The organism is Virgibacillus proomii (assembly GCF_018916875.1).
Lineage (GTDB): Bacteria > Bacillota > Bacilli > Bacillales > Amphibacillaceae > Virgibacillus > Virgibacillus proomii_B.
In genome coordinates, this window is the sequence record NZ_JAHLNO010000028.1 from 19,294 (window position 1) to 42,990 (window position 23,697).

The following is a 23,697-nucleotide window of genomic DNA, read 5'->3' on the forward strand; positions in this document are numbered from 1 at the left end:
ACCTTCATGGAATTTGTTACTCTATGAGAAAAAAGAAACCCTATTTTTAATACTATAGGAAAGTATAAAATTTTAGGGTTTATAGTATAAGAAAAACTACAGCTTTCGCTAAAGACTTGGCGACAAGCCAAGTTTTTCTAATAAAAAACCACATTTTTTAGTTGTTACGTAAAGAAGCTATATTTGATATCGTTACCATTTTCTAATGCTCGTATAAGTTTATTTGAAACGAATGTTTGTCATTACCCAAAAACAGTCGATTGGAAAAATGAAAAATGAAAGTCACTTTAGTGGCAAAGATCCTTGTATAGTACAGCTTGATAAATAGGTTTAGATATAATAGAATACACAAGTATACGTCATTATATAAAAGGTTAACTCCATCCGTTATCTGTATAAAAATGGAGGGAATGTTTACGATGGTTAAGCAGCAAATACCAGTTATAATCAAACTTTATACAACTATTGAAGAAAATGGGGAAAAGGAATATCATAATATAGAACAGCGTGGTACTTTTTATCGAAGAGGTCATATAGACGTTCTTATGTATGAAGAAGCTGGAGAAGAGATGTCTACCGTAAGCAACTTACTCACTATCCAGCCAAATAAGGTCAATTTGAAACGATCTGGAAATGTAAAGATGAACCAGCAATTTCTGTTAAATAAGAAGACAGAAAATATAGTGAAGCATCCTTATGGTAGTTTACATATGGAGACTTTTACGACTAAGATTGTTTACGAGCCTATTCAGCCTGCAAAAGTTGGGAGCCTCCATATCGCTTACAAAATAAAGCTAAATGATCAACATACAAGGCGGCAGCAGATCGATTTAATCATAAAAAAGGAGGACAAGGCATGAATGTCTTAACACAGACAGAAGAAGCGTTAAAGCAGCAAATTAAGGAAGCCGTATTAAAGGCAAAGCTTGCAAGTGAAGAACAAATACCCCTAATTGTTTTAGAAAAGCCAAAGGATAAAAATCATGGAGATTTTGCGACTACAATTGCCATGCAATTAGCTCGAATAGCGAAAAAAGCACCTCGGTTGATTGCTGATGAGATCGTGAATCATCTTGATCAAACAGAAGCTGCGATTGAGAAAGTAGAAATTGCCGGACCAGGATTTATTAACTTTTTCATGAAAGAGGACTTTCTTGGCTCTATTATCCCTACAATTATAAAGGAAGGGGATGCATATGGAAAGTCAACGGCAGGTCAAAATAAACGCATACAAGTAGAATTTGTATCTGTTAACCCAACCGGGGATCTTCACCTAGGTCATGCACGCGGAGCGGCATTTGGAGATGTACTTTGTAATGTGTTGGCTGCAGCAGGTTATCAAGTAGAACGAGAATATTACATTAATGATGCAGGCAATCAAATAGATAATTTGGCACTTTCTGTGGAAGCACGTTATTTACAAGTGCTTGGTCAAGACGCTTCTATGCCTGAAGATGGATATTACGGTGAAGATATTATTCAGATTGGTAAAAAATTAAGTGAAGAGTATGACGATAAGTGGGTACATAGCGAACGAGAAGAGCGCCTGGCCTTTTTTAGAGAGTACGGATTAAATTATGAATTAGGAAAAATTAAAGAAGATCTAGAAAGCTTTCGGGTGACCTTTGATTCATGGTTTTCGGAGAGGTCCTTATACAAAGAAGGAAAAATTCCCGAAGCGCTTCAGGTTTTAGATAAATATACATATGAGAAGGACGGAGCTACTTGGTTTCGTTCAACTGAATTTGGTGATGATAAGGATCGCGTTTTAGTTAAACAGGATGGAAGCTATACGTATTTAACCCCGGATATCGCGTATCATAAAAACAAGCTGGATCGCGGGTTTGATCAAATTATTAATGTTTGGGGAGCAGATCATCATGGATATATTCCTCGTATGCGTGCAGCTATTCAAGCATTAGGGTATCCAGTTGACAAGTTCAGTGTCAAGATTATTCAAATGGTTAATCTATATGAGAATGGCGAAAAGCTAAGGATGAGTAAACGAACAGGTAAGGCTATTGCACTGCGTGAATTAATGGAGGAAGTTGGCGTAGATGCTGTCCGTTATTATTTTGTTATGCGTTCAAATGATTCACAACTTGATTTTGACATGGATTTGGCGCGCTCTGAGTCGAATGATAATCCAGTGTTTTATGTACAATATGCTCATGCGCGAATTTGTACGATGTTAAAACAAGCGGAGGCAAAGGGATTCACGATTGATGATTCTGTAGATGTATCAGTATTAACTACAGAAAAGGAAACAGACTTGTTAAAGCAACTAGCTAAGTTTCCGCAAGTCATCGCTGATGCTGCAGAAAAACAAACCCCACATAAAATAACACAGTACGTCTTTGATCTAGCGAGTTTACTGCATAGCTTTTATAATGCAGTGAAGGTTTTGGATATAGAGAATCAGGAGCTAACAAAAGCCCGTATTCTTTTAATGAAGGCGGTCAAGATCACGCTTGCTAATGCTTTAAGAGTACTTGGTGTTACTGCACCAGAAAAAATGTAGAATGATGGTTTCACCACTACAAAAAAGAGGCTGGGACAAAACTAAAACAGCTGATTAAAAAACGAACAATAAATCGTCCTTGTGTATACGCAAGTTTTTGGCGTAGTCAAAATATGTAGACTCCTGCAGGAATAGCTCGAGCTGAAGATCCCGCAGGAAAGCGATCTTTGCTTTCCGAGGAAGCTGAGGCCGTGCCCGCGGAAAGTGAAATAGTTTGACGTAGCGATGATAGGAATTTTTTTAACACAAACAAACCGAACAATTATAAATGAATTGTTCGGTTTTTGCTATTTAGTATTTGCTTATGTCCCAGCCTCTTCTTTAATTGACTCCCTATTATGGGCTGCTATATCTGCTCGGATGGCTGAGATGGGGGTGGTAAGGGCACCCATTTACCGTTTTATCTCGGAATGTAAGCTGCCGTAAAACTCGCGCTTCAAGAGTGAAGACAATACAAAGAAGTCGAAGCGGGTGATAGTGGCACCTAAATTTCCCGATTGTTCGGGGACAGGAAAAACTTCGACAGCGATACATTGCACGCAGAAAAAGTGTCTTTCTTTTTCAAGGACAAGCAGCCCACTGAATAAAGTCTCACTTTATTTTGACGTAATTGATAGTATTTGTTCAGCTCGCTCTACTTCTTCTTTGGAAGGCGGATTGACGTTAGCGAGCGGGTAGTCTAGATTTAACTGTTCCCATTTGTAGACACCCATCGTATGGTATGGCAGAACTTCTACTTTTTTTACATTGCCAAGTCTAGTAATAAATTCATTTAATTTGGCAAGTTCTTCTGGATCGTCCGTTCTGCCGGGAACAAGTACACGACGAATCCAAACAGGGACGTCTTTTTCAGCTAATAATTCCGCGAATTTTAAAATGTGTTCATTAGGCAGACCAGTAAGTTGTTTGTGTAATCGCGAATCTAAATGTTTTAAATCTAATAATACTAGATCGGTAACTTTTAGTAATTCATCAACTTTCCTTAAAAAAGTAGGGCTTTCACGGAAACATCCAGCAGATGTATCGATAGCGGTGTGGATACCTAGCTTTTTACATTCTTTAAACAGTTCAAGCAGAAAGTCGATTTGTAATAAAGGCTCTCCACCACTTACGGTTATGCCTCCGCTCTCTTTTATATATGGAAGGTAATCCTGCAAGTCTTTTACGATGTCTTCTACACTTCTTTCCGTGCCTCCTTTTACATCCCACGTATCGGGATTGTGGCAAAATTGGCAACGCAGTAGACATCCTTGTAAAAAAATCACATAACGTAGTCCAGGCCCATCCACAGTACCGCATGTTTCAATGGAGTGAATTCTTCCGATCATTGGTAAAGCCCCCTATCTTAATGGAAGGGCAGTTAAAATTGCCCTTCCAGGTAAATGATATTTAAAATTTACATGTTATGGTTTCTACACCTATGACTCGATTACAAACCTTCATGGAATGTACGGTTTATAACGTCAAGCTGTTGTTCTCTTGTTAATTTTACAAAGTTTACAGCATAACCACTAACACGAATGGTTAATTGTGGATATTGTTCAGGGTGCTCCATAGCATCCTTAAGTGTTTCACGGTCAAATACGTTAATATTTAGGTGATGTCCTTCTTTTTTAGCATAACCATCAAGGATGGATACTAAGTTTTTAGAGCGATCATCCATTGTTTTTCCAAGTGCTTTTGGAACAAAGCTTGTTGTGTTAGAGATACCGTCTAATGAATTTTCATAAGGTATTTTAGCTACGCTGTTTAGAGATGCAAGTGCTCCAGATTTGTCGCGACCATGTAATGGGTTTGCGCCTGGTGCAAATGGTTCTCCAGCACGACGTCCGTCTGGTGTATTACCTGTTTTCTTACCGTAAACGACGTTTGAAGTAATCGTCAAAATGGATAATGTTGGAATAGCATTTCGATACGTTTCATGTTGACGGAATTTATTCATAAATCTGTTTACGATATCCACAGCTAAGCTATCAACTGCATCATCGTTGTTTCCGTATTTTGGATAGTCACCTTCAATTCGGAAGTCTACAGCTAGTCCATCTTCATCACGAATGACATGTACTTTAGCATGTTTAATTGCACTTAGACTATCAGCTACAACACTTAATCCAGCAATTCCACCTGCCATCGTACGTTTGACATCTTTATCATGTAATGCCATTTCAATTCGTTCATACGCATATTTATCATGCATATAATGAATAACATTTAACGTATTCATATATAATTTTGCTAACCAATCTAAAACAAGATCATAACGTTCCATAACTTCATCGAAATCTAAGACATCAGAAGTAATTGGACGAAGCGCTGGTGATACTTGTGCTTTTGATTTTTCATCAACCCCACCGTTGATTGCATATAACAATGCTTTGGCTAGGTTAGCACGAGCTCCAAAGAATTGCATTTGCTTACCAATTTCCATGGCACTAACACAACATGCAATACCATAATCATCACCGTAGTGTTTTCTCATGATATCATCATTTTCGTACTGGATGGAGCTTGTATCAATAGACATTTTCGCACAATATTTCTTAAAGTTTTCTGGTAATTTAGTAGACCATAGAATGGTTAAGTTTGGCTCAGGAGCAGGTCCTAAGTTTGTTAAAGTATGCAAGAAACGGAAAGAGTTTTTGGTAACCAGTGGTTCACCATTTATGCTTACTCCGCCGATTGATTCTGTTACCCAAGTTGGATCTCCGCTGAATAATTCGTTATATTCAGGAGTACGGGCAAATTTTACTAGTCGTAATTTCATAATAAAATGATCAATCAACTCTTGTGCTTCTTGCTCAGTTAAGGTGCCTTCTTTTAGGTCACGTTCAATATAAATATCCAAGAATGTGGATACACGACCTAGACTCATTGCTGCACCATTTTGTTCTTTAATCGCAGCTAAATAAGCAAAATATAGCCATTGGATAGCTTCTTGCGCATTTGTAGCTGGTTTAGAAATGTCAAATCCATAAGATACTGCCATTTCTTTTAATTCATGTAATGCTCTAATTTGTTCTGCATGTTCTTCACGCTGTCTAATAATATCTTCTGTCATGATACCATCATTTTCTAATTGCACAAGTTCTTCTTGTTTTTGCTTGATTAGAAAGTCTACTCCATAAAGGGGAACTCTTCGATAGTCACCTATGATTCTTCCACGCCCATAAGCGTCAGGTAATCCAGTAATGATTCCGGCTTTTCTTGCTCTTCTCATCTCCGGAGTATAAGCATCAAACACACCTTGGTTATGGGTTTTTCTGTACTCTGTGAAAATATGCTCGGTTTCTTTATCTAATTCATAACCATATGCTTCGCAGGAGTTTTTTGCCATACGAATGCCACCGAATGGCATTAGCGCACGTTTAAATGGTTTATCTGTCTGTACACCAACAATTTTCTCTTTATCTTTGTCTAAATAACCAGAACCATGTGAAGTAATAGTCGATGGAATTTTTGTGTCCATATCTAATACGCCACCTGCTTTACGCTCTTTTGCCGTAAGCTCAGTGACTAGATCCCAAAGATCCAGCGTATTTTGTGTTGGCTCAGCTAAAAACTCCTCATCACCTTCGTAACAGGTGAAATTTCGTATAATAAAGTCTCTAACATCAACATTTTGTTCCCATTTCCCTGTTAGGAAGCTTCTCCATGGGGATGCTGTAGTTGTAGTAGTCATAAAACTACCTCCTTTGGTATTGAATAAATGAAGCTACTATTATTATATCGAAAAATCGCTAATTGTGAAAGGGTTCACGTGTGATGTTTTTTTGACATTTCATTTTATTAAAGATTTAGTACAAGGCAATACAGAAGTTGTTTCAAAAATTCGCGCCTACCTTGGATGGTGGCATTTCTTTCATTGTGATTTCATAAATAGTTAGTGAAAAACAGTTGACTGAATGATCATTCATATTTATAGTAGTATATATAAGATTTAAAAAGAAGTCATTTTTCTGAATAATGCAATCGCTATCAAGCGGGGGACGGAGAAAGGATGAAAACATAATAAGATGTATTACGACATGATAAGGGGGATCGGGCAAATTGGATACATTTCTACTTATTAATGCGATCGCTTTTACGGTGATTACAATTTATGGCGTATACCTATTTGCTAGGGCAGTAGCAACGCGTGTTGCCTATATTCGACTCGGGAGAAAGTCTGAATTTGATCGGGAGTTTAAAGAACGCTTTAAAAGAATAGGGAAAATTGTTTTTGGTCAATCAAAATTATTAAAGGATAAAAAATCAGGGATCATTCATGTTATGATGTTTTATGGCTTTATTCTTGTCCAATTTGGAGCCATTGATATGTTTATTAAAGGGCTGTCTCCAGAAGCTCATTTACCATTTGGTCCACTTTATCCGGGCTTCGTATTTTTTCAAGAACTAGTAACATTAATGATTCTAGTAGCAGTTGTCTGGGCTTTTTATCGTCGTTATATTGAAAAGCTTGTTCGATTGAAGCGAGGATTTAAAGCAGGGTTAGTACTCTTATTTATTGGTACCTTAATGCTTTCTGTGTTATTCGGTAACGGAATGGTGCAATTATGGCACGGTCATGAACCAACGTGGATGGAACCAGTTGCGAGTGTTATCGCTATGGCTTTTTCATGGCTTTCCCCAACAGGAGCAATGGTACTTTTCTATGTTGCGTGGTGGATTCATACGATCACCATTCTCGTTTTCCTAATTTATGTTCCACAGTCTAAGCATGCGCATTTGATTGCTGCACCGATCAATGTATTTCTAAGTAAACGAGTTCCAGGTAAGTTACAGAAAATAAATTTTGATCTAGATGAGGAGGAAAACGAAGAGGATATTTCCTTTGGCGTTGGCAAGGTAGAAGATTTTGAACAGTATCAAATGATCGACTTCTATGCCTGTGTGGAATGTGGCAGATGTACAGATGTCTGTCCTGCTTCTGGTACGGGGAAAATGCTTTCGCCAATGGATATTATGATCAAGATAAGAGATCATTTAACAGAAAAGGGGGCTGCGATTACTGGAAAGTCACCTTGGGTTCCTGCTTATGCATTTGCCAATACAACTGGTAACCAAGCAAGTGCTAAACAAGAAGCCGCAGCTACGATACAAAGTGCCAGTTTAATCGGTGATGTAATTACAGAAGAAGAGCTGGCAGGTTGTACGACGTGCCGAAACTGTGAGGATGCATGTCCAGTAAATAATGAACATGTAGGTACGATTATTGATATGCGCCGTTATCTTGTTATGACAGAAGGGAAGATGGACCAAGATGTGCAGCGGGCGGTAATGAATATTGAACGTCAAGGTAATCCATGGGGGCTATCGAAAAAAGATCGAATTAAATGGCGTGAACAGGATGATTCCGTTTATATTCCAACTGTGAAGGAGTTAAAAAAAGAAGGCAAGGATTTTGAATATTTGTTCTGGGTCAGTTCCATGGGTGCTTACGATAACCGCAGTCAAAAAATAGCTCTCGCTTTTGCAAAATTGTTAAATCAAGCTGGTGTTAGCTTTGCCATCTTAGGGAATAAGGAGGCAAATTCGGGCGATACAGCTCGTCGTATAGGAAATGAATTTTTATTTCAGGAAATTGCCGAGAAAAATATAAAAGAATTCACGAAGAATGATGTGAAAAAAATTATCACGATTGATCCACATGCATATAACATTTTTAAAAATGAATACCCAGATTTTGGTTTTGAAGCAGAGGTTTATCACCATACGCAATTGTTATATGATTTAGTAATGAGCGGTAAGTTAAAACCTAAAAAGGCTATCAATCAACGACTTACCTATCATGACTCTTGCTACTTAGGAAGGTATAATGGGGTTTATGACCCACCTCGAGAAATTCTTAAGGCGATTCCGGGATTGGAATTGGTAGAGATGGATCGTACTAGAGAAAATGGCATGTGTTGTGGCGCAGGTGGTGGCTTAATGTGGTCCGAGGAAACAACCGGAAATCGAATTAATGTAGCACGCACCGAACAGGCGTTGAGAGTTCAGCCGAATATGATATCAAGTGCATGTCCATACTGCCTGACAATGATTAGTGATGGTACGAAAGCAAAAGAGGTTGAAGAAGATATAAGCACGATGGACGTAGCCGAGATATTGGCACTGTCTGTATTTGCAGAAAAGAAAGAAAAAAGCGCATAGTTTAATATAAACGATCAATCAACAGTTTTTTGCAAGCATTGTGTTATTCTACTAACTAAATGTAAATATGTACAAAAAGGGGAAAATCCTCCTTTTTGTACATAATTCATCGTTATTTTTGAACGAGCGTTCAATCAAGAAAAGGAGTGGAAAATTTATGAAAGAATCTGTAATTGTAGCTGGTGCAAGAACACCATTTGGAAAATTTGGTGGGGCCTTGCAGCCATTTACAGCATCAGAACTAGGAGGGAAGGCAATTGCCGAAGCTTTAAAGCGGGCAAACCTAGCAGGAGATGATGTAGATGAAGTAATTATTGGAAATGTGCTACAAGGTGGACAAGGGCAAATCCCATCACGACAAGCTGCAAGAGAAGCTGGGATTCCATGGGGTGTAAAAACAGAAACGATAAATAAAGTTTGTGCTTCTGGCTTACGTAGCGTGACATTAGCTGATCAATTGATTCGTCTTGGCGAAGAAGAAATTATTGTAGCTGGCGGTATGGAGAGCATGAGTAATGCACCTTACTTTTTACCAGATGCACGCTGGGGAAATCGGATGGGTGACAAAAAAGTAGTTGATATGATGGTACATGATGGACTAACCTGTTCTTTCCAAGGAGTTCATATGGGGACATATGGAAATGCTACTGCAAATGAATATGAAATAAGTCGTGAAGAGCAGGATAAATGGGCATACCGTAGCCATCAACGGGCAATTCAAGCAATAGACGAAGGGAAGTTTGCTGAAGAAATAGTTGCCATTGAAGTACTACAACGAAAAGGATCTCCGCTTATTGTAGATCGAGACGAAGCACCAAGAAAAGATACAAGCATTGAAAAGCTTGCAGCGCTTAAACCGGTATTTAATAAGGACGGTACGATTACAGCAGGGAATGCACCAGGCATAAACGATGGAGCATGTGCGCTTGTGGTAATGTCAAGTAACAAAGCAAGCGAATTAGGAAAAACTCCACTCGCAACGATTAAAGGGCATGCAGAAATAGCTGTACCTGCTGAAGATTTTCCAAAGACTCCAGGGCTCGTCATCAATAAATTACTTGAAAAAACAGGTCATGTTATAGATGAAATAGATTTATTTGAAATTAATGAAGCATTTGCCGCTGTATCGTTAGCAAGTGCTAAGATCGCAGGGATTGATCAAGCAAAAATTAATGTAAATGGTGGGGCAGTTGCATTAGGTCATCCAATTGGAGCTAGCGGAGCAAGAATATTACTAACTTTAGTCTATGAACTAAGAAGACGAGGCGGTGGACTTGGTATTGCTGCAATTTGCAGTGGGGGAGGCCAAGGTGACGCTATATTAATCGAAGTACCAAAATAGAAAATTTATTAGGGGATGGGCGAAATGAATATAGAGAAAGTTATGGTCATAGGCGCTGGACAAATGGGGGCAGGTATTGCTCAGGTCTGTGCTCAAGCTGGTTTTCAAGTTCGATTATATGATAATCAGGCAAAAGCATTAGAAAAGGGAATAAATACTATTGAGAAGCTGTTGCAACGATCTGTTGATAAACAACGAATCACCGAGCAGGAGAAAAATGAGACACTTACAAGAATTCAGGGAGTAGATACATTATGGGAAGGAAGTAAAGCAGATTTAATAATTGAAGCTGTTATTGAAAATATGGATGTGAAAACGGATATCTTTCAGCATCTGGATCGTGTTGCTCCGGCACATGCTATTTTAGCTTCGAATACATCATCCTTGCCAATTACAGAGATCGCAGCAGCAACGGAACGTCCAGAACAAGTAATTGGCATGCATTTCATGAATCCTGTACCTGTGATGAAATTGGTAGAAATTATTCGTGGTTTACAGACGAGTGATCAAACCTATCAGGCTATTGACCAAATGGCAAAGGCTTTAAATAAAACGCCAGTTGTAGTAAAAGATTTTCCAGGGTTTGTTTCTAATCGTATTTTGATGCCAATGATTAATGAAGCGATATATGCGCTTTATGAAGGAATTGCAACGGTTGAGGATATTGATACTTCATTGAAATTAGGGATGAACCATCCGATGGGACCGCTAACCTTAGCTGATTTTATTGGTCTGGACACATGTCTTTATATTATGGAAGTATTACATGAAGGGTTTGCGGACAGCAAATATCGCCCATGTCCATTACTCAGGCAATATGTAAAAGCAGGTTGGCTCGGTAAAAAATCAGGTCGAGGCTTTTATACGTATACGTAATTTTATACGAATGCTTAAGGGGGGGAACGGATGCTATATGAAACAGAAGAACAAGCAATGCTGCGAAAAATGGTCAGGGATTTTGCGCAAACAGAAATAGCTCAGGCCATACCACGGATGGAGGAAGAAGACAGGTTTCCAAGAGAAATCATTAAACAAATGGGGAAACTTGGTTTAATGGGTATCCCTATTCCTGAACATTACGGTGGTGCAGGGATGGGGTATACTTCCTATATTCAGACCATTCATGAAATATCAAAAGTAAGTGCTACAGTAGGAGTTGTTTTATCGGTACATACATCTGTCGGAACCAATCCTATTTTGTACTTTGGTACGGAACAGCAAAAAAATCATTACCTCCCAAAGCTTGCTAGTGGAGAATACCTTGGTGCTTTTGCTTTGACAGAGCCAAACGCCGGTTCTGATGCAGGAAGTATTAAAACAACCGCGGTAAAGGAAGGCAATGGTTATATATTAAATGGTTCTAAGCTATTTATTACAAATGGTGGCGAAGCAGATACATATATAACCTTTGCTCGAACAGGTGAGCAAAAAGGCGATATAAGTGCGTTTATTATTGAGAAGGATACTCCAGGACTTACGATTGGAAAAAAAGAAAGAAAAATGGGGCTACATGGATCAAATACGGTTTCACTCATCTTTGAAAATTGTAAAGTTGATAAGAAACAGCTGTTAGGTGAGGAGAGACAGGGCTTTAAAATCGCGTTACATAATCTAAATATAGGCAGAATTGGTATTGCGGCGCAGGCATTAGGTATTAGTGAAGCGGCTTTGGAATATGCGACAGAATATGCTAAAGGGAGAATCCAATTTGGCAAGTCAATTGCTAACCAGCAAGGAATTTCCTTTAAACTAGCAGATATGGCCACCCGTACAGAAGCGGCAAAGTTATTAGTCTATCAAGCCGCTCTATTAGTAGAACAAGAAGTTCCTGCTGGAAAAGAAGTATCCATGGCAAAGTTATTTTCATCAAGAACAGCTATGAAAAATGCCATAGAAGCTGTCCAAATTTTTGGTGGCTATGGTTATACAAAAGATTACCCTGTTGAGCGATTGTTTCGTGATGCTAAAGTTACGGAAATTTACGAGGGCTCCAATGAAATCCAACGAATTGTTATAGCAAAGCATCTATTAAAATAGCAAAAGCATCTGTTAAAAACATGAAGGAGGACAAGTGAGAATGAACTTTCAACTAACTGATGAACAAGAAATGTTGCGAAAGATGGTGCGGGATTTTGCGGAAAATGAAGTAGAACCTTCAGCTGCTGAACGTGATGAACAAGAACGATTTGATAGGGAAATATTTGATAAAATGGCGGGATTAGGGTTAACCGGTATTCCATGGCCAGAAACATATGGCGGCATTGGTGCAGATTATATGAGTTATGTTATTGCCGTAGAAGAATTATCAAGAGTCTGTGCATCTACCGGGGTTACTTTATCGGCTCATGTATCTTTGGCTAGCTGGCCGATTTATAAATATGGGAATGAAGAGCAGAAAAAAACGTTTTTGTATCGTCTGGCCAGTGGTGAAGCGTTAGGTGCTTATGCGTTATCGGAGCCTGGGGCTGGAAGTGATGTTGTTTCCATGTCAATGACAGCAAAGGAAGAAGGCGACCATTATGTACTAAATGGTAATAAAGTATGGATTACCAATGGTGGAGTTGCTGATATATATATTGTATTTGCTAAAACAGATGCCGATAAACAACATAAAGGAATTACGGCATTTATAGTAGAGAAGGGTATAGAAGGTTTTACTTTCGGTAAAAAAGAGAAAAAGCTAGGCATTCGTTCTTCACCAACAACTGAACTTATTTTCGAGAATTGCCGTATACCAAAAGAGAACCGGTTAGGAGCAGAAGGAGAAGGCTTTAAAATTGCGATGGCTACGTTGGATGGCGGTCGAAATGGAATTGCAGCACAAGCGGTTGGAATTGCTCAAGGAGCATTGGATGCAGCAACTGTCTATGCAAAAGAAAGGGAACAATTTGGGAAACCAATTGCAATTAATCAAGGGATATCCTTTAAGCTAGCAGATATGGCAACAGAGGTAGAAGCAGCACGCTTATTAACTTATCAAGCAGCCTGGTTAGAGTCGCAAGGATTACCTTATGGTAAAGCATCTGCCATGTCAAAATTATTTGCAGGAGACGCAGCAATGCGGATTACTGTAGAAGCCGTCCAAATATTCGGCGGCTATGGCTATACAAAAGATTATCCAGTTGAACGTTATATGCGAGATGCGAAAATCACCCAAATATATGAAGGAACAAATGAAATTCAACGTCTAGTTATTGGTAGGATGCTTACGAAATAGGTAAAGGAAAGTATTAAAGTTGAACGAATAGGGAGGTAATGGAATGCAGAAAGATTCAATTCTTTCTTCTATAAAAGATCAATCCTTAATTGAAAAGCGTCGGAATCAAATCATAAGAGGAGCCATTACCTTATTTAAAGATAAAGGGTTTCATCGGACTACAACTAGGGAAATTGCCAAAGCAGCCGGTTTTAGTATTGGAACATTATATGAATATATACGAACAAAAGAAGATGTTTTATTTCTTGTTTGTGATTCCATTTATCTTCAAGTTCGTAAGCGATTGGAAGCACAAATAGATTTGAATAATTCTTCCGTAGAGCATTTCACGAATGTAATTCGGTCGTACTTTTATTTAATGGATGAAATGCAAGAAGAAGTGCTAATCATGTATCAGGAAGTGAAATCATTAAAAAATGAAAGTAAAGAATATGTGTTAAAAAAAGAATGGGATATGTTAGCTATATTAGAGCGGTTAATAGCGACTTCTTTTCCTGATTCATTGTCCCTTCGAAAACGTAAACTTTTAGCTAATAACATATTTATTATTGGACAAATGTGGGCATTTAGAAGATGGATGCTACAAAAACAATTCACACTTGAGGAATATACAGATTACCAAATCCATTTTTTAATGAATTCCATAAAGGGATATAATGAGAGCGTTTAAAGAAAGTATAAAGAACCAAGGCAACAAAAAATTGTTTTAATGAACGTATTGAATTATCTTTTAAAACGGGTTATTCCTACTACAGAGATAATTAATGAGACTTTTGATATAGCTTTTAGAGCCTTGTATGATTATATGTTCATACAAGGTTTTTTACATGTAGAAAAATCGTTCTTCTTTTTCAAGGACAAGAAAAGCTACGACAGCGACACATCGCACGCAGAAAAAGTGTTTTTCTTTTTCAAGGACAAGAAAAGCTACGACAGCGACACATCGCACGTAGAAAAAGTGTTTTTCCTTTTCAAGGGCAAGAAAAGCTACGACAGCGACACATCGCACGCAGAAAAAGTGTTTTTCTTTTTCAAGGAGAAAAGTATTCTTTGAATAAGGCTTCATTTTAACGCTTCAGAGTTATGCTGTTTTGTAGGTCGCTCACCAAGCGCTTCTAGCTTTTTTGCCACTATAGGAAAGTATAAAACTTTATGGTTTATAGTATAAGAAAAACTATAGCTTTCTCCATAAAGACTTGGCGACAAGCCAAGTTTTTCTAAAGATACTGTGGTTTTATTTTTTTCTGCTTTATCCCTAGCATAAACCCTATAGAATTGTTTATAATGTATGGTATGGTTATTGGTATAAAGACGTTAGATATATGTAATTTATTCGGTATCTAACTGTTCCTAAAACTTTTACCTAATGTTAGTTTAACAACAAATCGTGAATAAGAGGGGGTAGCGGCACTCAATACTAGATTGATTTAACTGCTACTTCCATGTGTGAAAGAATCAGTCATAGATTGAAGTTTAACTTTTACCCCGCATGTAACTTGCAGTAAGATCTCCATTTTCATGCTACGAGGTGAAACCTAGGAGGCATAAGTGGAGGACCCAACTGCAAGTAAATGCCCGATTCTGTTCATTCTAACAATCAGTGGGGGGATAAAAGCAAACCCCCACTGATTGAAGATTCACTTTATTAAAGTTAAGTAGCAAAGTTATTAATATAAGTAAAGGGAGTGCATGAACGTGAGCTTAAAAAAATATAGCCACGAAGAAATTCAAAAAATGTCCATGATTGAATTAGCTACCTTATTAATGTTAGAAGAAAAGAAAGCTATTCATTTTAAGGACATATTTGAACAGGTAGCAGATTTAAAAGGTTTTACTAAACAACAAAAACAGGATCTAATTGCTCAATTTTATACGGATCTAAATGTAGATGGCAGATTTTTGACAACAGGAGACAATATGTGGGGTCTGAAACGTTGGTATCCTGTTGAACAAATGGACGAAGTAGTCCACGTAACTCCAAAAAGGAAGAAAAAGGCGAGGCAAAAGTCTGAAGAGGAAGTAGAAGAAGAACTGGATATCGTTGATGATGAAATTGAAATTTTTGATGAAGATTTCGAAGAAGAAGATTTCGAAGAAGAAGATTATGATGAAGCCTACGATGAAGATTATGATGAGGAATATGACGAAGAAATAGAAGAAGAAGAATTAGTGGATGAAGAGTACTTAGATGATACGGAAAAAAGTAAAGGAAGTATTTAATTTTTAGAGTGGATGGCAGTTCTTGGAGTCTTGACTTTTTTATTTGGGATCAGTACAATTTAACTTGGGCTCTTTCATTTAATTATCAAAGCGTTTCCCCAACTAATTGGGGAGGCGCTTTTATTATTTTTATTGTCACCTTGTGCATGATTAAAGACAACAGATAATTTTTATTCCGCATGTAAGGTGCCGTAAGACTCCCACTTCAAGACCTGAGTTGATACAAAAGAGTCTAAGTGGGAGAAAACGGCACCTAAATGCCCGATTCGTTAAGGGCCTTTAGGTCATACCATTAAGGTATTAACATTCAGTAGGAGATGGAAGAAAACTCCTACTAAATGAAGTTTCACTTTATCACGATTAAAATTCTTAGTGCATCCTAAACATTGGAGAAAAAGTATGTTAGCTTATGTTAATTGGACAGTGTAAGAATGAAAAGCTGACAAAATCAATTCAATACTAACGAAAATTTACTTGGGATTTCTTTATCTGGAAAATCATGTATGGTCTTTATTTGTGACTATTATGCAATTATTTATAAAGAGCTAAATTCCTAAAAAACCTTTGATTTAATAAAAATATAGAGAAAGAGGGAGTAAGATGACTAAATATATTTTTGTTACTGGAGGCGTTGTATCTTCATTAGGGAAGGGAATTACAGCAGCTTCATTGGGACGATTATTAAAAAATCGCGGTTTAAAAGTTACGATTCAAAAATTTGATCCTTATATTAATGTTGATCCTGGAACAATGAGCCCTTACCAGCATGGGGAAGTATATGTCACAGAGGATGGTGCAGAGACCGATTTAGACTTAGGTCATTATGAACGGTTTATTGATATTAACTTAAATAAGTATAGCAATATTACAACAGGAAAGGTATATTCAAGTGTTATTCGTAAGGAGCGCCGTGGTGATTATTTAGGTGGAACAGTTCAAGTTATTCCACACATCACAAATGAAATAAAAGAACAGGTATTTCGCGCTGGGGAAGCAACAGAAGCAGATATTGTAATTACGGAAATCGGCGGAACCGTTGGTGATATCGAATCATTACCTTTTTTGGAAGCAATTCGTCAAATTAAGAAGGATGTTGGCAGAGATAGCGTCATGTATATTCACTGTACGCTTGTTCCTTATATTAAAGCTGCTGGTGAGATGAAGACCAAACCAACCCAACATAGTGTGAAAGAATTGCGTTCTCTTGGGATTCAACCTGATGTTATTGTTTTGCGAACAGAACAGGCAATTAGTAAGGAAATGAAAGAAAAAATTGCTCTGTTTTGTGATATTAATGAAAAAGCAGTGATTGAGATGATAGATGCTGATACACTTTATCAGATACCAATTTCTTTGCAAGAACAGCAGTTAGATCAACTAACATGCAATCACTTTGGTTTAGAGTGCCAAGAAGCGGATATGGGTGAGTGGAAGGAATTGCTTAATAAAGTACGGCATTTATCAAAGCAAGTTGATATTGCGCTTGTAGGAAAATATGTTGAATTACCTGATGCATATTTGTCTGTCGTAGAAGCATTAAAACATGCTGGATTTATATTTGATTCGGATATTCATGTACATTGGATTAATTCAGAGCAGCTTGATGAACAAACGATTCATCAAGAGCTAGAAAATGTGGATGGTATTCTCGTTCCCGGTGGTTTCGGTGATCGAGGAATTGATGGTAAAATTATTGCTATTCAACATGCAAGAGAAAATAAGATCCCGTTTTTAGGTATTTGTTTAGGTATGCAACTAGCTACGGTGGAATTTGCTCGTAATGTTGTAGGGCTTGAAGGTGCTCATTCAACAGAGATTGATCCAAATACACCACATCCGATTATTGATTTACTCCCGGATCAGAAGGACATTGCCAATCTTGGGGGAACTTTACGACTTGGCGCTTATCCATGTAAATTAAAAGATAATACTAAAACAAAAGCAGCCTATAATGGTGCGGATTGTATTGAAGAGCGGCATCGTCATCGTTATGAGTTTAACAATGTTTACCGGGAGCAAATGATTGATCATGGATTTGTCTTTTCCGGTACAAGCCCTGATGGCCGTCTTGTTGAAACAATTGAAATTGCCGATCATCCGTGGTTTGTAGCATGTCAATTTCATCCGGAATTTACATCTAGACCTACTAGACCACAACCTTTATTTAAAGGGCTTATCGGTGCTGCCTTAGAGTATCAAAACGCTAAATAATAAATAAACATAAAAAAGAGGCTGGGACATAAGCAAATACTAAATAGCAAAGAGGCTGGGACATAAGCAAATACTAAATAGCAAAAACCGAACAATTCATTTATAATTGTTCGGTTTGTTTGTGTTAAAAAAATTCCTATCATCGCTACGTCAAACTATTTCGCTTTCCGCGAACACGGCCTCAGCTTCCTCGGAAAGCAAAGATCGCTTTCCTGCGGGATCTTCAGCTCGAGCTATTCCTGCAGGAGTCTACATATTTTGACTACGCTAAAAACTTGCGTATACACAAGGACGATTTATTGTTCGTTTTTTAATCAGCTGTTTTAGTTATGTCCCAGCCTCTGTTTGTGTTAAAAAAATTCCTATCATCGCTACGTCAAACTATTTCGCTTTCCGCGGGCACGGCCTCAGCTTCCTCGGAAAGCAAAGATCGCTTTCCTGCGGGATCTTCAGCTCGAGCTATTCCCGCAGGAGTCTACATATTTTGACTACGCTAAAAATTTGCGTATACACAAGGACGATTTATTGTTCGTTTTTTAATCAGCTGTTTTAGTTATGTCCCAGCCTCTTTTTTATTTACAGTAATTATACATGAGATTTTTATGGTCGAAGTTAAGTTCGGATAAGAAAAACTTCTTCAGCGATACATCGAGATTAGCCTTTGATTTTCTTTCGCAGAGAAAAAAGCCTTAGTGAATGAAGTTTAACTTTATCCTTTTTTGAACATGAACTTAAGACTTCATTATTATTTACTCTTCTTTATTTGGCAAAACCCATAAGAATTGCAGGATATCTAGCGATTAATAGCGAATATTAGTGTTGGGGGACAAATGCTTTAGAAAGGGGAAGTCTATAAATGGAAAAAGCAATCCTAGTTGTTGACGACCAACCGGGAATCTGTATGCTCCTGAAAGATATTCTTACAGAAGAGGGTTATTATGTGGAGACTGCCAATAATGGTAAAGAGGCTATAGATAAAATTAATTCTTTTACTTTTCATTTATTAATGATCGATTACCATTTGCCAATTTTTAACGGTTTAGAAGTGGTGCGGCAAATAAAGAAAACAAACCTTTACATTCCTACTATTATTATGAGCGGAATGTGTGAAGCTGTCCTTGCTGACAATATAGAATGTACCAATATTGTAACGATTATAGGCAAACCGTTTAATATTAAGGAAGTATGTAGGGTTGTAAATTCGATTCTCGGTTAAAATTAAATAAAGTATTGTTGCGCCTTTGGACGGTTGTTGGTATTCTTATAGTGTAATTTATTTTGACATAGGTGTAATGTTCATCTAAGAGGAGGATATACATGCCATTAGTATCAATGAAAGAAATGTTAGAAAAGGGTAAAGAAAATGGTTATGCGGTAGGTCAGTTTAACTTAAATAACTTGGAATATGCGCAGGCAATTTTACAGGCAGCAGAAGAGGAAAAATCTCCAGTTATTTTAGGTGTTTCTGAAGGTGCCGCAAGATATATGGGTGGTTTCAATGTAGTAGTGGCCATGGTAAAGTCACTTATGGATTCATATAAAACAACTGTGCCAGTAGCTATTCATTTAGATCATGGGTCTAGCTTTGCAAAATGTGCAGAAGCTATTCATGCTGGTTTTACATCCGTAATGATTGATGCATCACATGATCCATTGGAAGAAAATATCGAGGTTACAAAAAAAGTTGTAGAATTAGCTCATCTACATGGCGTTTCTGTAGAAGCAGAATTAGGTACAGTTGGTGGGCAAGAAGATGATGTTATAGCAGACGGTGTTATTTATGCAGATCCCCAAGAATGTAAACAGCTAGTTGATGTAACTGGGATTGATTGCCTGGCACCAGCACTCGGATCTGTTCATGGACCGTATAAGGGAGAGCCTAATCTAGGGTTCAAGGAAATGGAAGAAATTCTTGATTTGGTAAAAATACCATTAGTTTTACATGGTGGAACTGGTATTCCTACAAAAGATATTCAACGTGCCATTTCCTTAGGTACAGCAAAAATTAATGTAAACACAGAAAACCAAATTGCACAAGCGAAAAAAGTTCGTGAAGTGTTGAACGAAAACCCTGATTTATACGATCCACGTAAATATCTAGGACCGGGTAGAGAAGCGATTAAAGAAACAGTTATTAGCAAAATGCGTGAATTTGGCTCATCACAAAAAGCTTAAGATGTTTTCAAACAAGATGTGGAGGAGGGGTACGAATGAAGTTTTTTATTGATACAGCAAATATTGATGAGATCCGTGAAGCTAATGCCTTAGGAGTACTGGATGGAGTAACAACCAATCCAAGTTTGGTAGCAAAAGAGAATGTTTCATTCCATGATCGTCTGCGTGAAATTACAGCAGAGGTTTCTGGGTCTGTTAGTGCCGAAGTAATCTCTGAAGACGCAGAAGGTATGATTCGTGAAGGAAAGGAATTAGCAGCCATTGCATCAAATATTACCGTTAAAGTTCCAATGACTTTAGAAGGCTTAAAAGCAGTAAAGACCTTTAGTGATTTAAATATTAAGACGAATGTTACACTTATTTTTAATGCAAATCAAGCTTTACTTGCAGCTCGAGCAGGTGCTACCTATGTATCACCGTTTCTGGGTCGTTTAGATGATTTCGGTCATAATGGAATGGATTTAATCCAAACAATTGCTACCATATTTAAAAAGCACGATATTAAAACAGAAATTATTGCTGCATCAATACGTCATCCTTTACATGTAATAGAAGCTGCTCTTCATGGTGCACATATTGCGACAATTCCGTTTAAGGTTTTAGAGCAGCTTGTTAAGCATCCGTTAACCGACCAAGGAATTGAAAAATTCTTAGCAGATTGGAATAAACAAAATTAATTGTATAATAATGGAAAAACAGCGCAACCTAAGGAGCAAATGCAGTTGTATTCACTGCGATAAAGATTGCAAGTGGTGTGGACATACACTAGGATCCACATGATCCTTGCCTAAGTGGGGTTTTTATATGCAAAAAATGTTCGTTGAAGGTGGCCATCTGCTAAATGGCAAAGTAAGAATCAGTGGGGCAAAAAATAGTGCAGTTGCATTGTTGCCAGCAGCGATATTAGCTGATTCTAGTGTAACAATTGAGGGACTTCCACAAATTTCTGACGTATTTACGCTCGGTGATTTATTGGAGGAGATAGGTGGATCGGTTTCCTGGGATGGACAAACCGTTAATATTGATCCTGCAAATATGGTGGCCATGCCACTTCCAAATGGAAAAGTAAAAAAGCTTAGGGCATCGTATTATTTTATGGGTGCGATGCTCGGCAAGTTCAATAAAGCGGTAATAGGTCTTCCTGGCGGCTGCTTTTTAGGACCACGTCCAATTGATCAGCATATAAAAGGATTTGAAGCTCTTGGTGCAGAAGTCACGAATGAGCAAGGCGCAATTTACTTGCGCGCTAAAGAATTGATCGGTGCACGTATCTATTTAGATGTCGTGAGTGTTGGAGCAACGATTAACATAATGTTAGCAGCGGTCAAAGCTAAAGGGAAGACGATTATCGAAAATGCTGCTAAAGAACCGGAGATTATTGATGTAGCTACATTGCTCACCAATATGGGAGCGAAAATTAAAGGTGTAGGTACGGATGTTATTCGTATTGAAGGTGTTTCTCATTTAAGTGGATGTCGTCATACAATCATACCGGACCGTATTGAGGCAGGGACATATGCAATTGCAGCTGCTGCTATGGGAAAAGAAGTTGTAATCGATAATGTGATTCCTACACATTTAGAGTCCTTATTAGCTAAGCTGCGTGAGATGGGGCTCCCTATTGAAGAAAGCAATGAGTCACTCTTAATTAGACCAAAAGATTTATTGAAAAGTGTTGACATAAAAACATTGGTTTACCCCGGATTTCCTACCGATCTCCAACAGCCGTTTACGTCCTTGTTAACAAAGGCGAATAATACAGGTGTTGTAACAGATACAATATATTCTGCAAGATTGAAGCATATCGATGAGTTAAGAAGAATGAACGCTTCGATTAAAGTAGAAGGTGGCTCAGCTATTGTTACAGGTCCTGTAAAATTACAAGGAGCAAAAGTAAATGCAACAGATCTTCGTGCTGGAGCTTCGTTAATAATTGCTGGTCTAATGGCAGAAGGAATTACAGAAATTACGGGTCTCGATCATATCGATCGTGGCTATGAAAACATCACAGAAAAATTAACAAATCTTGGCGCTAAAATTTGGCGTGATGAAATGACAGAACAAGAAGTACAAGAGCTACAAAACTCTTAAATTGCTGTCAAGAAGAGGATAAATGGACCTAAGATAATTAAGATTGTAACGTCCTTGAAAATGCGCGATGTATAACTATCGACGCATTTCTTGTTGTTGTAACGCCGACACTACACATCTTGTGCGTTAAAACTGTAAGATGGAGGAGTTTTAGCACCACATCATAGTGCAGGTGACCGTCTAGTTGCGTGTATACTTTGGAAATTAAAATTTCTATTTCGTCGCCTTAACTTTTTTACACTACAGTTTAATGCATCCTAAGCGATGAATGTTGACGCATTATTTTATCTTGTCTTTTTTAATAACCTCTTAAATAGATATAATACAACAACAGTAGCCTTTGTAAAATTTCTTCTTGGGATGAGGATATTTTACTAAAGGGAGAGATTTATTAATGGAAAGAAGTTTAACGATGGAGTTAGTACGTGTCACAGAAGCAGCTGCATTAAAATCAGCACGTTGGATGGGTAGAGGAAAAAAAGAAGAAGCTGATGATGCAGCAACTACAGCCATGCGTGCTGTTTTTGATACAATACCAATGCAAGGAACAGTTGTTATTGGTGAAGGAGAAATGGACGAAGCACCTATGCTTTATATAGGTGAAAAATTGGGAACCGGTAATGGACCGGGAGTTGATGTAGCTGTTGACCCACTAGAAGGAACGAGTATTGTGGCAAATGGTTCTTGGAATGCCCTTTCTGTTATAGCTATAGCTGATAAAGGTACATTGTTACACGCACCAGATATGTATATGAATAAAATTGCAGTTGGTCCAGAAGCAGTTGGTCAAATTGATATTAATGCTTCTACCTTAGAAAACTTGGAAGCTGTTGCCAAAGCTAAAAATAAAGCAATAGAAGATATAGTTGTGACTGTATTGGATAGACCACGTCATCATAAGTTAATTGAAGAAATCCGCGAGGCCGGTGCTCGCATTAAACTTATTTCAAATGGTGACGTAGCAGGAGCAATTAATACTGCATTCGATGAAACAGGCGTTGATATTTTAATGGGAATTGGTGGTGCTCCAGAAGGTGTCATTGCAGCTGTTGCTCTAAAATGCCTTGGTGGCGAAATGCAAGGAAAACTTTTTCCAACCAATCAAGAGCAAACCGATCGTTGTTTGAAAATGGGTATAGATGATCTGAATAAAGTATTATACATGAAGGATTTTTGTAATGGTGATGATGCGATTTTTGCTGCTACAGGTGTGACGGATGGTGAACTATTGAGAGGAGTTCAATTTAAAGGCAAGCAAGCAACAACAGAAACTGTCGTGATGCGAGCAAAAAGTGGCACAGTACGTTTTATTGATGGTACGCATAGTTTACAGAAAAAGCCTAATCTTGTTATTAAGTAATGTATGAAACCACCAAAAAATGGTAACAAATAAGTGATAAGTATATTTTCTCCATTATAGATAAAGGGAGAGGAAGCCAATCAAACGGCTTCCTTTTCTATTAGTTTTACCTAAGGAAAAAACTTTCGTATAAACTGGTAACAGTAATAGTGCCTGAGGTTTTACGAATAAGTATAACTAGTAATCGCTGCGTAAAAGGCTTAGCGCTAACCAAGAATTTAAAGCGGATGGTTGCAAGCTCCGTATATAGTGTTAAACTTATGATAAGGAAGAAATGATTTGCTGTAATACTTCTTCTTGAAGAGAAAAAGCTAAATTCCTAGAAAAGTTACTGTAGTTTGCTTGTAATGCATGTTCAAAAAGAGGTTGAGATCAGGCTCGAGGTCGGCTTAAGATTGAGCGTCCTTCAA

The 23,697-nt window shown here is 37.8% G+C and carries 18 protein-coding genes; 16 read left to right on the forward strand and 2 right to left on the reverse strand.

Translation table 11 applies throughout. From position 1 onward, the window contains the following. Window positions 1–419: 419 nt before the first annotated feature. The gene (locus KQI21_RS14350; protein ID WP_216484913.1) at window positions 420–860 is read left to right on the forward strand and encodes a YwiB family protein; all 441 of its coding nucleotides are present in this window, start codon (window positions 420–422) and stop codon (window positions 858–860) included. Beyond that, the gene (argS, locus tag KQI21_RS14355) at window positions 857–2,521 is read left to right on the forward strand and encodes an arginine--tRNA ligase (RefSeq protein WP_216484915.1); all 1,665 of its coding nucleotides are present in this window, start codon (window positions 857–859) and stop codon (window positions 2,519–2,521) included. Before KQI21_RS14350 ends, argS begins: the two co-directional genes overlap by 4 nt. Window positions 2,522–3,117: 596 nt before the next feature. On the opposite strand, the gene pflA is transcribed toward argS, so the two are convergent. Both pflA and pflB read right to left on the reverse strand, forming a co-directional pair. Then, window positions 3,118–3,849 carry a pyruvate formate-lyase-activating protein gene (gene pflA / locus KQI21_RS14360; RefSeq protein ID WP_216484916.1) on the reverse strand — a complete coding sequence of 244 codons (732 nt, stop codon included), beginning with the start codon at window positions 3,847–3,849 and terminating at the stop codon, window positions 3,118–3,120. Between the two features lie 101 nt (window positions 3,850–3,950). Beyond that, window positions 3,951–6,200, reverse strand: a complete 2,250-nt coding sequence (gene pflB / locus KQI21_RS14365; protein WP_216484918.1) for a formate C-acetyltransferase — start codon at window positions 6,198–6,200, stop codon at window positions 3,951–3,953. Between the two features lie 368 nt (window positions 6,201–6,568). On the opposite strand from pflB, the gene KQI21_RS14370 reads away from it, so the two are divergent. The 14 genes from KQI21_RS14370 (at window position 6,569) to glpX (ending at window position 23,287) form a co-directional block, all read left to right on the forward strand. Beyond that, the gene (locus KQI21_RS14370; protein WP_216484920.1) at window positions 6,569–8,671 is read left to right on the forward strand and encodes a heterodisulfide reductase-related iron-sulfur binding cluster; all 2,103 of its coding nucleotides are present in this window, start codon (window positions 6,569–6,571) and stop codon (window positions 8,669–8,671) included. 157 nt (window positions 8,672–8,828) lie between these two features. Next, the gene (gene mmgA, locus KQI21_RS14375; protein ID WP_216484921.1) at window positions 8,829–10,013 is read left to right on the forward strand and encodes an acetyl-CoA C-acetyltransferase; all 1,185 of its coding nucleotides are present in this window, start codon (window positions 8,829–8,831) and stop codon (window positions 10,011–10,013) included. 24 nt (window positions 10,014–10,037) lie between these two features. Beyond that, window positions 10,038–10,889 carry a 3-hydroxybutyryl-CoA dehydrogenase gene (locus KQI21_RS14380; protein WP_216484923.1) on the forward strand — a complete coding sequence of 284 codons (852 nt, stop codon included), beginning with the start codon at window positions 10,038–10,040 and terminating at the stop codon, window positions 10,887–10,889. Between the two features lie 30 nt (window positions 10,890–10,919). Continuing rightward, a complete protein-coding gene (locus KQI21_RS14385; RefSeq protein WP_216484925.1) occupies window positions 10,920–12,050 on the forward strand; it encodes an acyl-CoA dehydrogenase in 1,131 nt (376 codons plus the stop codon). A 40-nt stretch (window positions 12,051–12,090) separates the two neighbouring features. After that, window positions 12,091–13,230, forward strand: coding sequence for an acyl-CoA dehydrogenase (locus tag KQI21_RS14390; RefSeq protein WP_216484926.1), 1,140 nt, complete (start codon window positions 12,091–12,093; stop codon window positions 13,228–13,230). Window positions 13,231–13,273: 43 nt separating this feature from the next. Beyond that, the gene (locus tag KQI21_RS14395; protein WP_216484927.1) at window positions 13,274–13,900 is read left to right on the forward strand and encodes a TetR/AcrR family transcriptional regulator; all 627 of its coding nucleotides are present in this window, start codon (window positions 13,274–13,276) and stop codon (window positions 13,898–13,900) included. A 39-nt stretch (window positions 13,901–13,939) separates the two neighbouring features. After that, window positions 13,940–14,284 carry a hypothetical protein gene (locus KQI21_RS14400; protein ID WP_216484929.1) on the forward strand — a complete coding sequence of 115 codons (345 nt, stop codon included), beginning with the start codon at window positions 13,940–13,942 and terminating at the stop codon, window positions 14,282–14,284. Window positions 14,285–14,925: 641 nt separating this feature from the next. Further along, entirely contained in the window at window positions 14,926–15,450 is a 525-nt protein-coding gene (gene rpoE / locus KQI21_RS14405) for a DNA-directed RNA polymerase subunit delta (RefSeq protein WP_216484931.1), read from the forward strand. Between the two features lie 600 nt (window positions 15,451–16,050). Beyond that, on the forward strand, window positions 16,051–17,661 hold the full coding sequence (gene pyrG, locus KQI21_RS14410; RefSeq protein ID WP_216484932.1) for a CTP synthase: 1,611 nt from the start codon (window positions 16,051–16,053) through the stop codon (window positions 17,659–17,661). A gap of 856 nt (window positions 17,662–18,517) precedes the next feature. Further along, window positions 18,518–18,877: a response regulator gene (locus tag KQI21_RS14415; protein ID WP_216484934.1), complete on the forward strand. Its 360-nt coding sequence runs from the start codon at window positions 18,518–18,520 to the stop codon at window positions 18,875–18,877. Between the two features lie 101 nt (window positions 18,878–18,978). After that, the gene (locus KQI21_RS14420) at window positions 18,979–19,836 is read left to right on the forward strand and encodes a class II fructose-bisphosphate aldolase (RefSeq protein WP_216484936.1); all 858 of its coding nucleotides are present in this window, start codon (window positions 18,979–18,981) and stop codon (window positions 19,834–19,836) included. A 35-nt stretch (window positions 19,837–19,871) separates the two neighbouring features. After that, window positions 19,872–20,513 carry a fructose-6-phosphate aldolase gene (fsa, locus tag KQI21_RS14425; RefSeq protein WP_216484937.1) on the forward strand — a complete coding sequence of 214 codons (642 nt, stop codon included), beginning with the start codon at window positions 19,872–19,874 and terminating at the stop codon, window positions 20,511–20,513. Between the two features lie 127 nt (window positions 20,514–20,640). Continuing rightward, window positions 20,641–21,927: a UDP-N-acetylglucosamine 1-carboxyvinyltransferase gene (gene murA / locus KQI21_RS14430; protein WP_216484939.1), complete on the forward strand. Its 1,287-nt coding sequence runs from the start codon at window positions 20,641–20,643 to the stop codon at window positions 21,925–21,927. A gap of 394 nt (window positions 21,928–22,321) precedes the next feature. Then, on the forward strand, window positions 22,322–23,287 hold the full coding sequence (gene glpX / locus KQI21_RS14435; RefSeq protein WP_216484941.1) for a class II fructose-bisphosphatase: 966 nt from the start codon (window positions 22,322–22,324) through the stop codon (window positions 23,285–23,287). Window positions 23,288–23,697: the final 410 nt, after the last annotated feature.

Excerpts from the sequence above, each read along its gene's own strand:
- KQI21_RS14350 (WP_216484913.1), top strand. The coding sequence starts at position 420 with ATGGTTAAGCAGCAAATACCAGTTATAATCAAACTTTATACAACTATT.
- argS (WP_216484915.1), top strand. The coding sequence starts at position 857 with ATGAATGTCTTAACACAGACAGAAGAAGCGTTAAAGCAGCAAATTAAG.
- pflA (WP_216484916.1), bottom strand. The coding sequence starts at position 3,849 with ATGATCGGAAGAATTCACTCCATTGAAACATGCGGTACTGTGGATGGG.
- pflB (WP_216484918.1), bottom strand. The coding sequence starts at position 6,200 with ATGACTACTACAACTACAGCATCCCCATGGAGAAGCTTCCTAACAGGG.
- mmgA (WP_216484921.1), top strand. The coding sequence starts at position 8,829 with ATGAAAGAATCTGTAATTGTAGCTGGTGCAAGAACACCATTTGGAAAA.
- KQI21_RS14380 (WP_216484923.1), top strand. The coding sequence starts at position 10,038 with ATGAATATAGAGAAAGTTATGGTCATAGGCGCTGGACAAATGGGGGCA.
- KQI21_RS14385 (WP_216484925.1), top strand. The coding sequence starts at position 10,920 with ATGCTATATGAAACAGAAGAACAAGCAATGCTGCGAAAAATGGTCAGG.
- KQI21_RS14390 (WP_216484926.1), top strand. The coding sequence starts at position 12,091 with ATGAACTTTCAACTAACTGATGAACAAGAAATGTTGCGAAAGATGGTG.
- KQI21_RS14395 (WP_216484927.1), top strand. The coding sequence starts at position 13,274 with ATGCAGAAAGATTCAATTCTTTCTTCTATAAAAGATCAATCCTTAATT.
- KQI21_RS14400 (WP_216484929.1), top strand. The coding sequence starts at position 13,940 with ATGAACGTATTGAATTATCTTTTAAAACGGGTTATTCCTACTACAGAG.
- pyrG (WP_216484932.1), top strand. The coding sequence starts at position 16,051 with ATGACTAAATATATTTTTGTTACTGGAGGCGTTGTATCTTCATTAGGG.
- KQI21_RS14415 (WP_216484934.1), top strand. The coding sequence starts at position 18,518 with ATGGAAAAAGCAATCCTAGTTGTTGACGACCAACCGGGAATCTGTATG.
- KQI21_RS14420 (WP_216484936.1), top strand. The coding sequence starts at position 18,979 with ATGCCATTAGTATCAATGAAAGAAATGTTAGAAAAGGGTAAAGAAAAT.
- fsa (WP_216484937.1), top strand. The coding sequence starts at position 19,872 with ATGAAGTTTTTTATTGATACAGCAAATATTGATGAGATCCGTGAAGCT.
- murA (WP_216484939.1), top strand. The coding sequence starts at position 20,641 with ATGCAAAAAATGTTCGTTGAAGGTGGCCATCTGCTAAATGGCAAAGTA.
- glpX (WP_216484941.1), top strand. The coding sequence starts at position 22,322 with ATGGAAAGAAGTTTAACGATGGAGTTAGTACGTGTCACAGAAGCAGCT.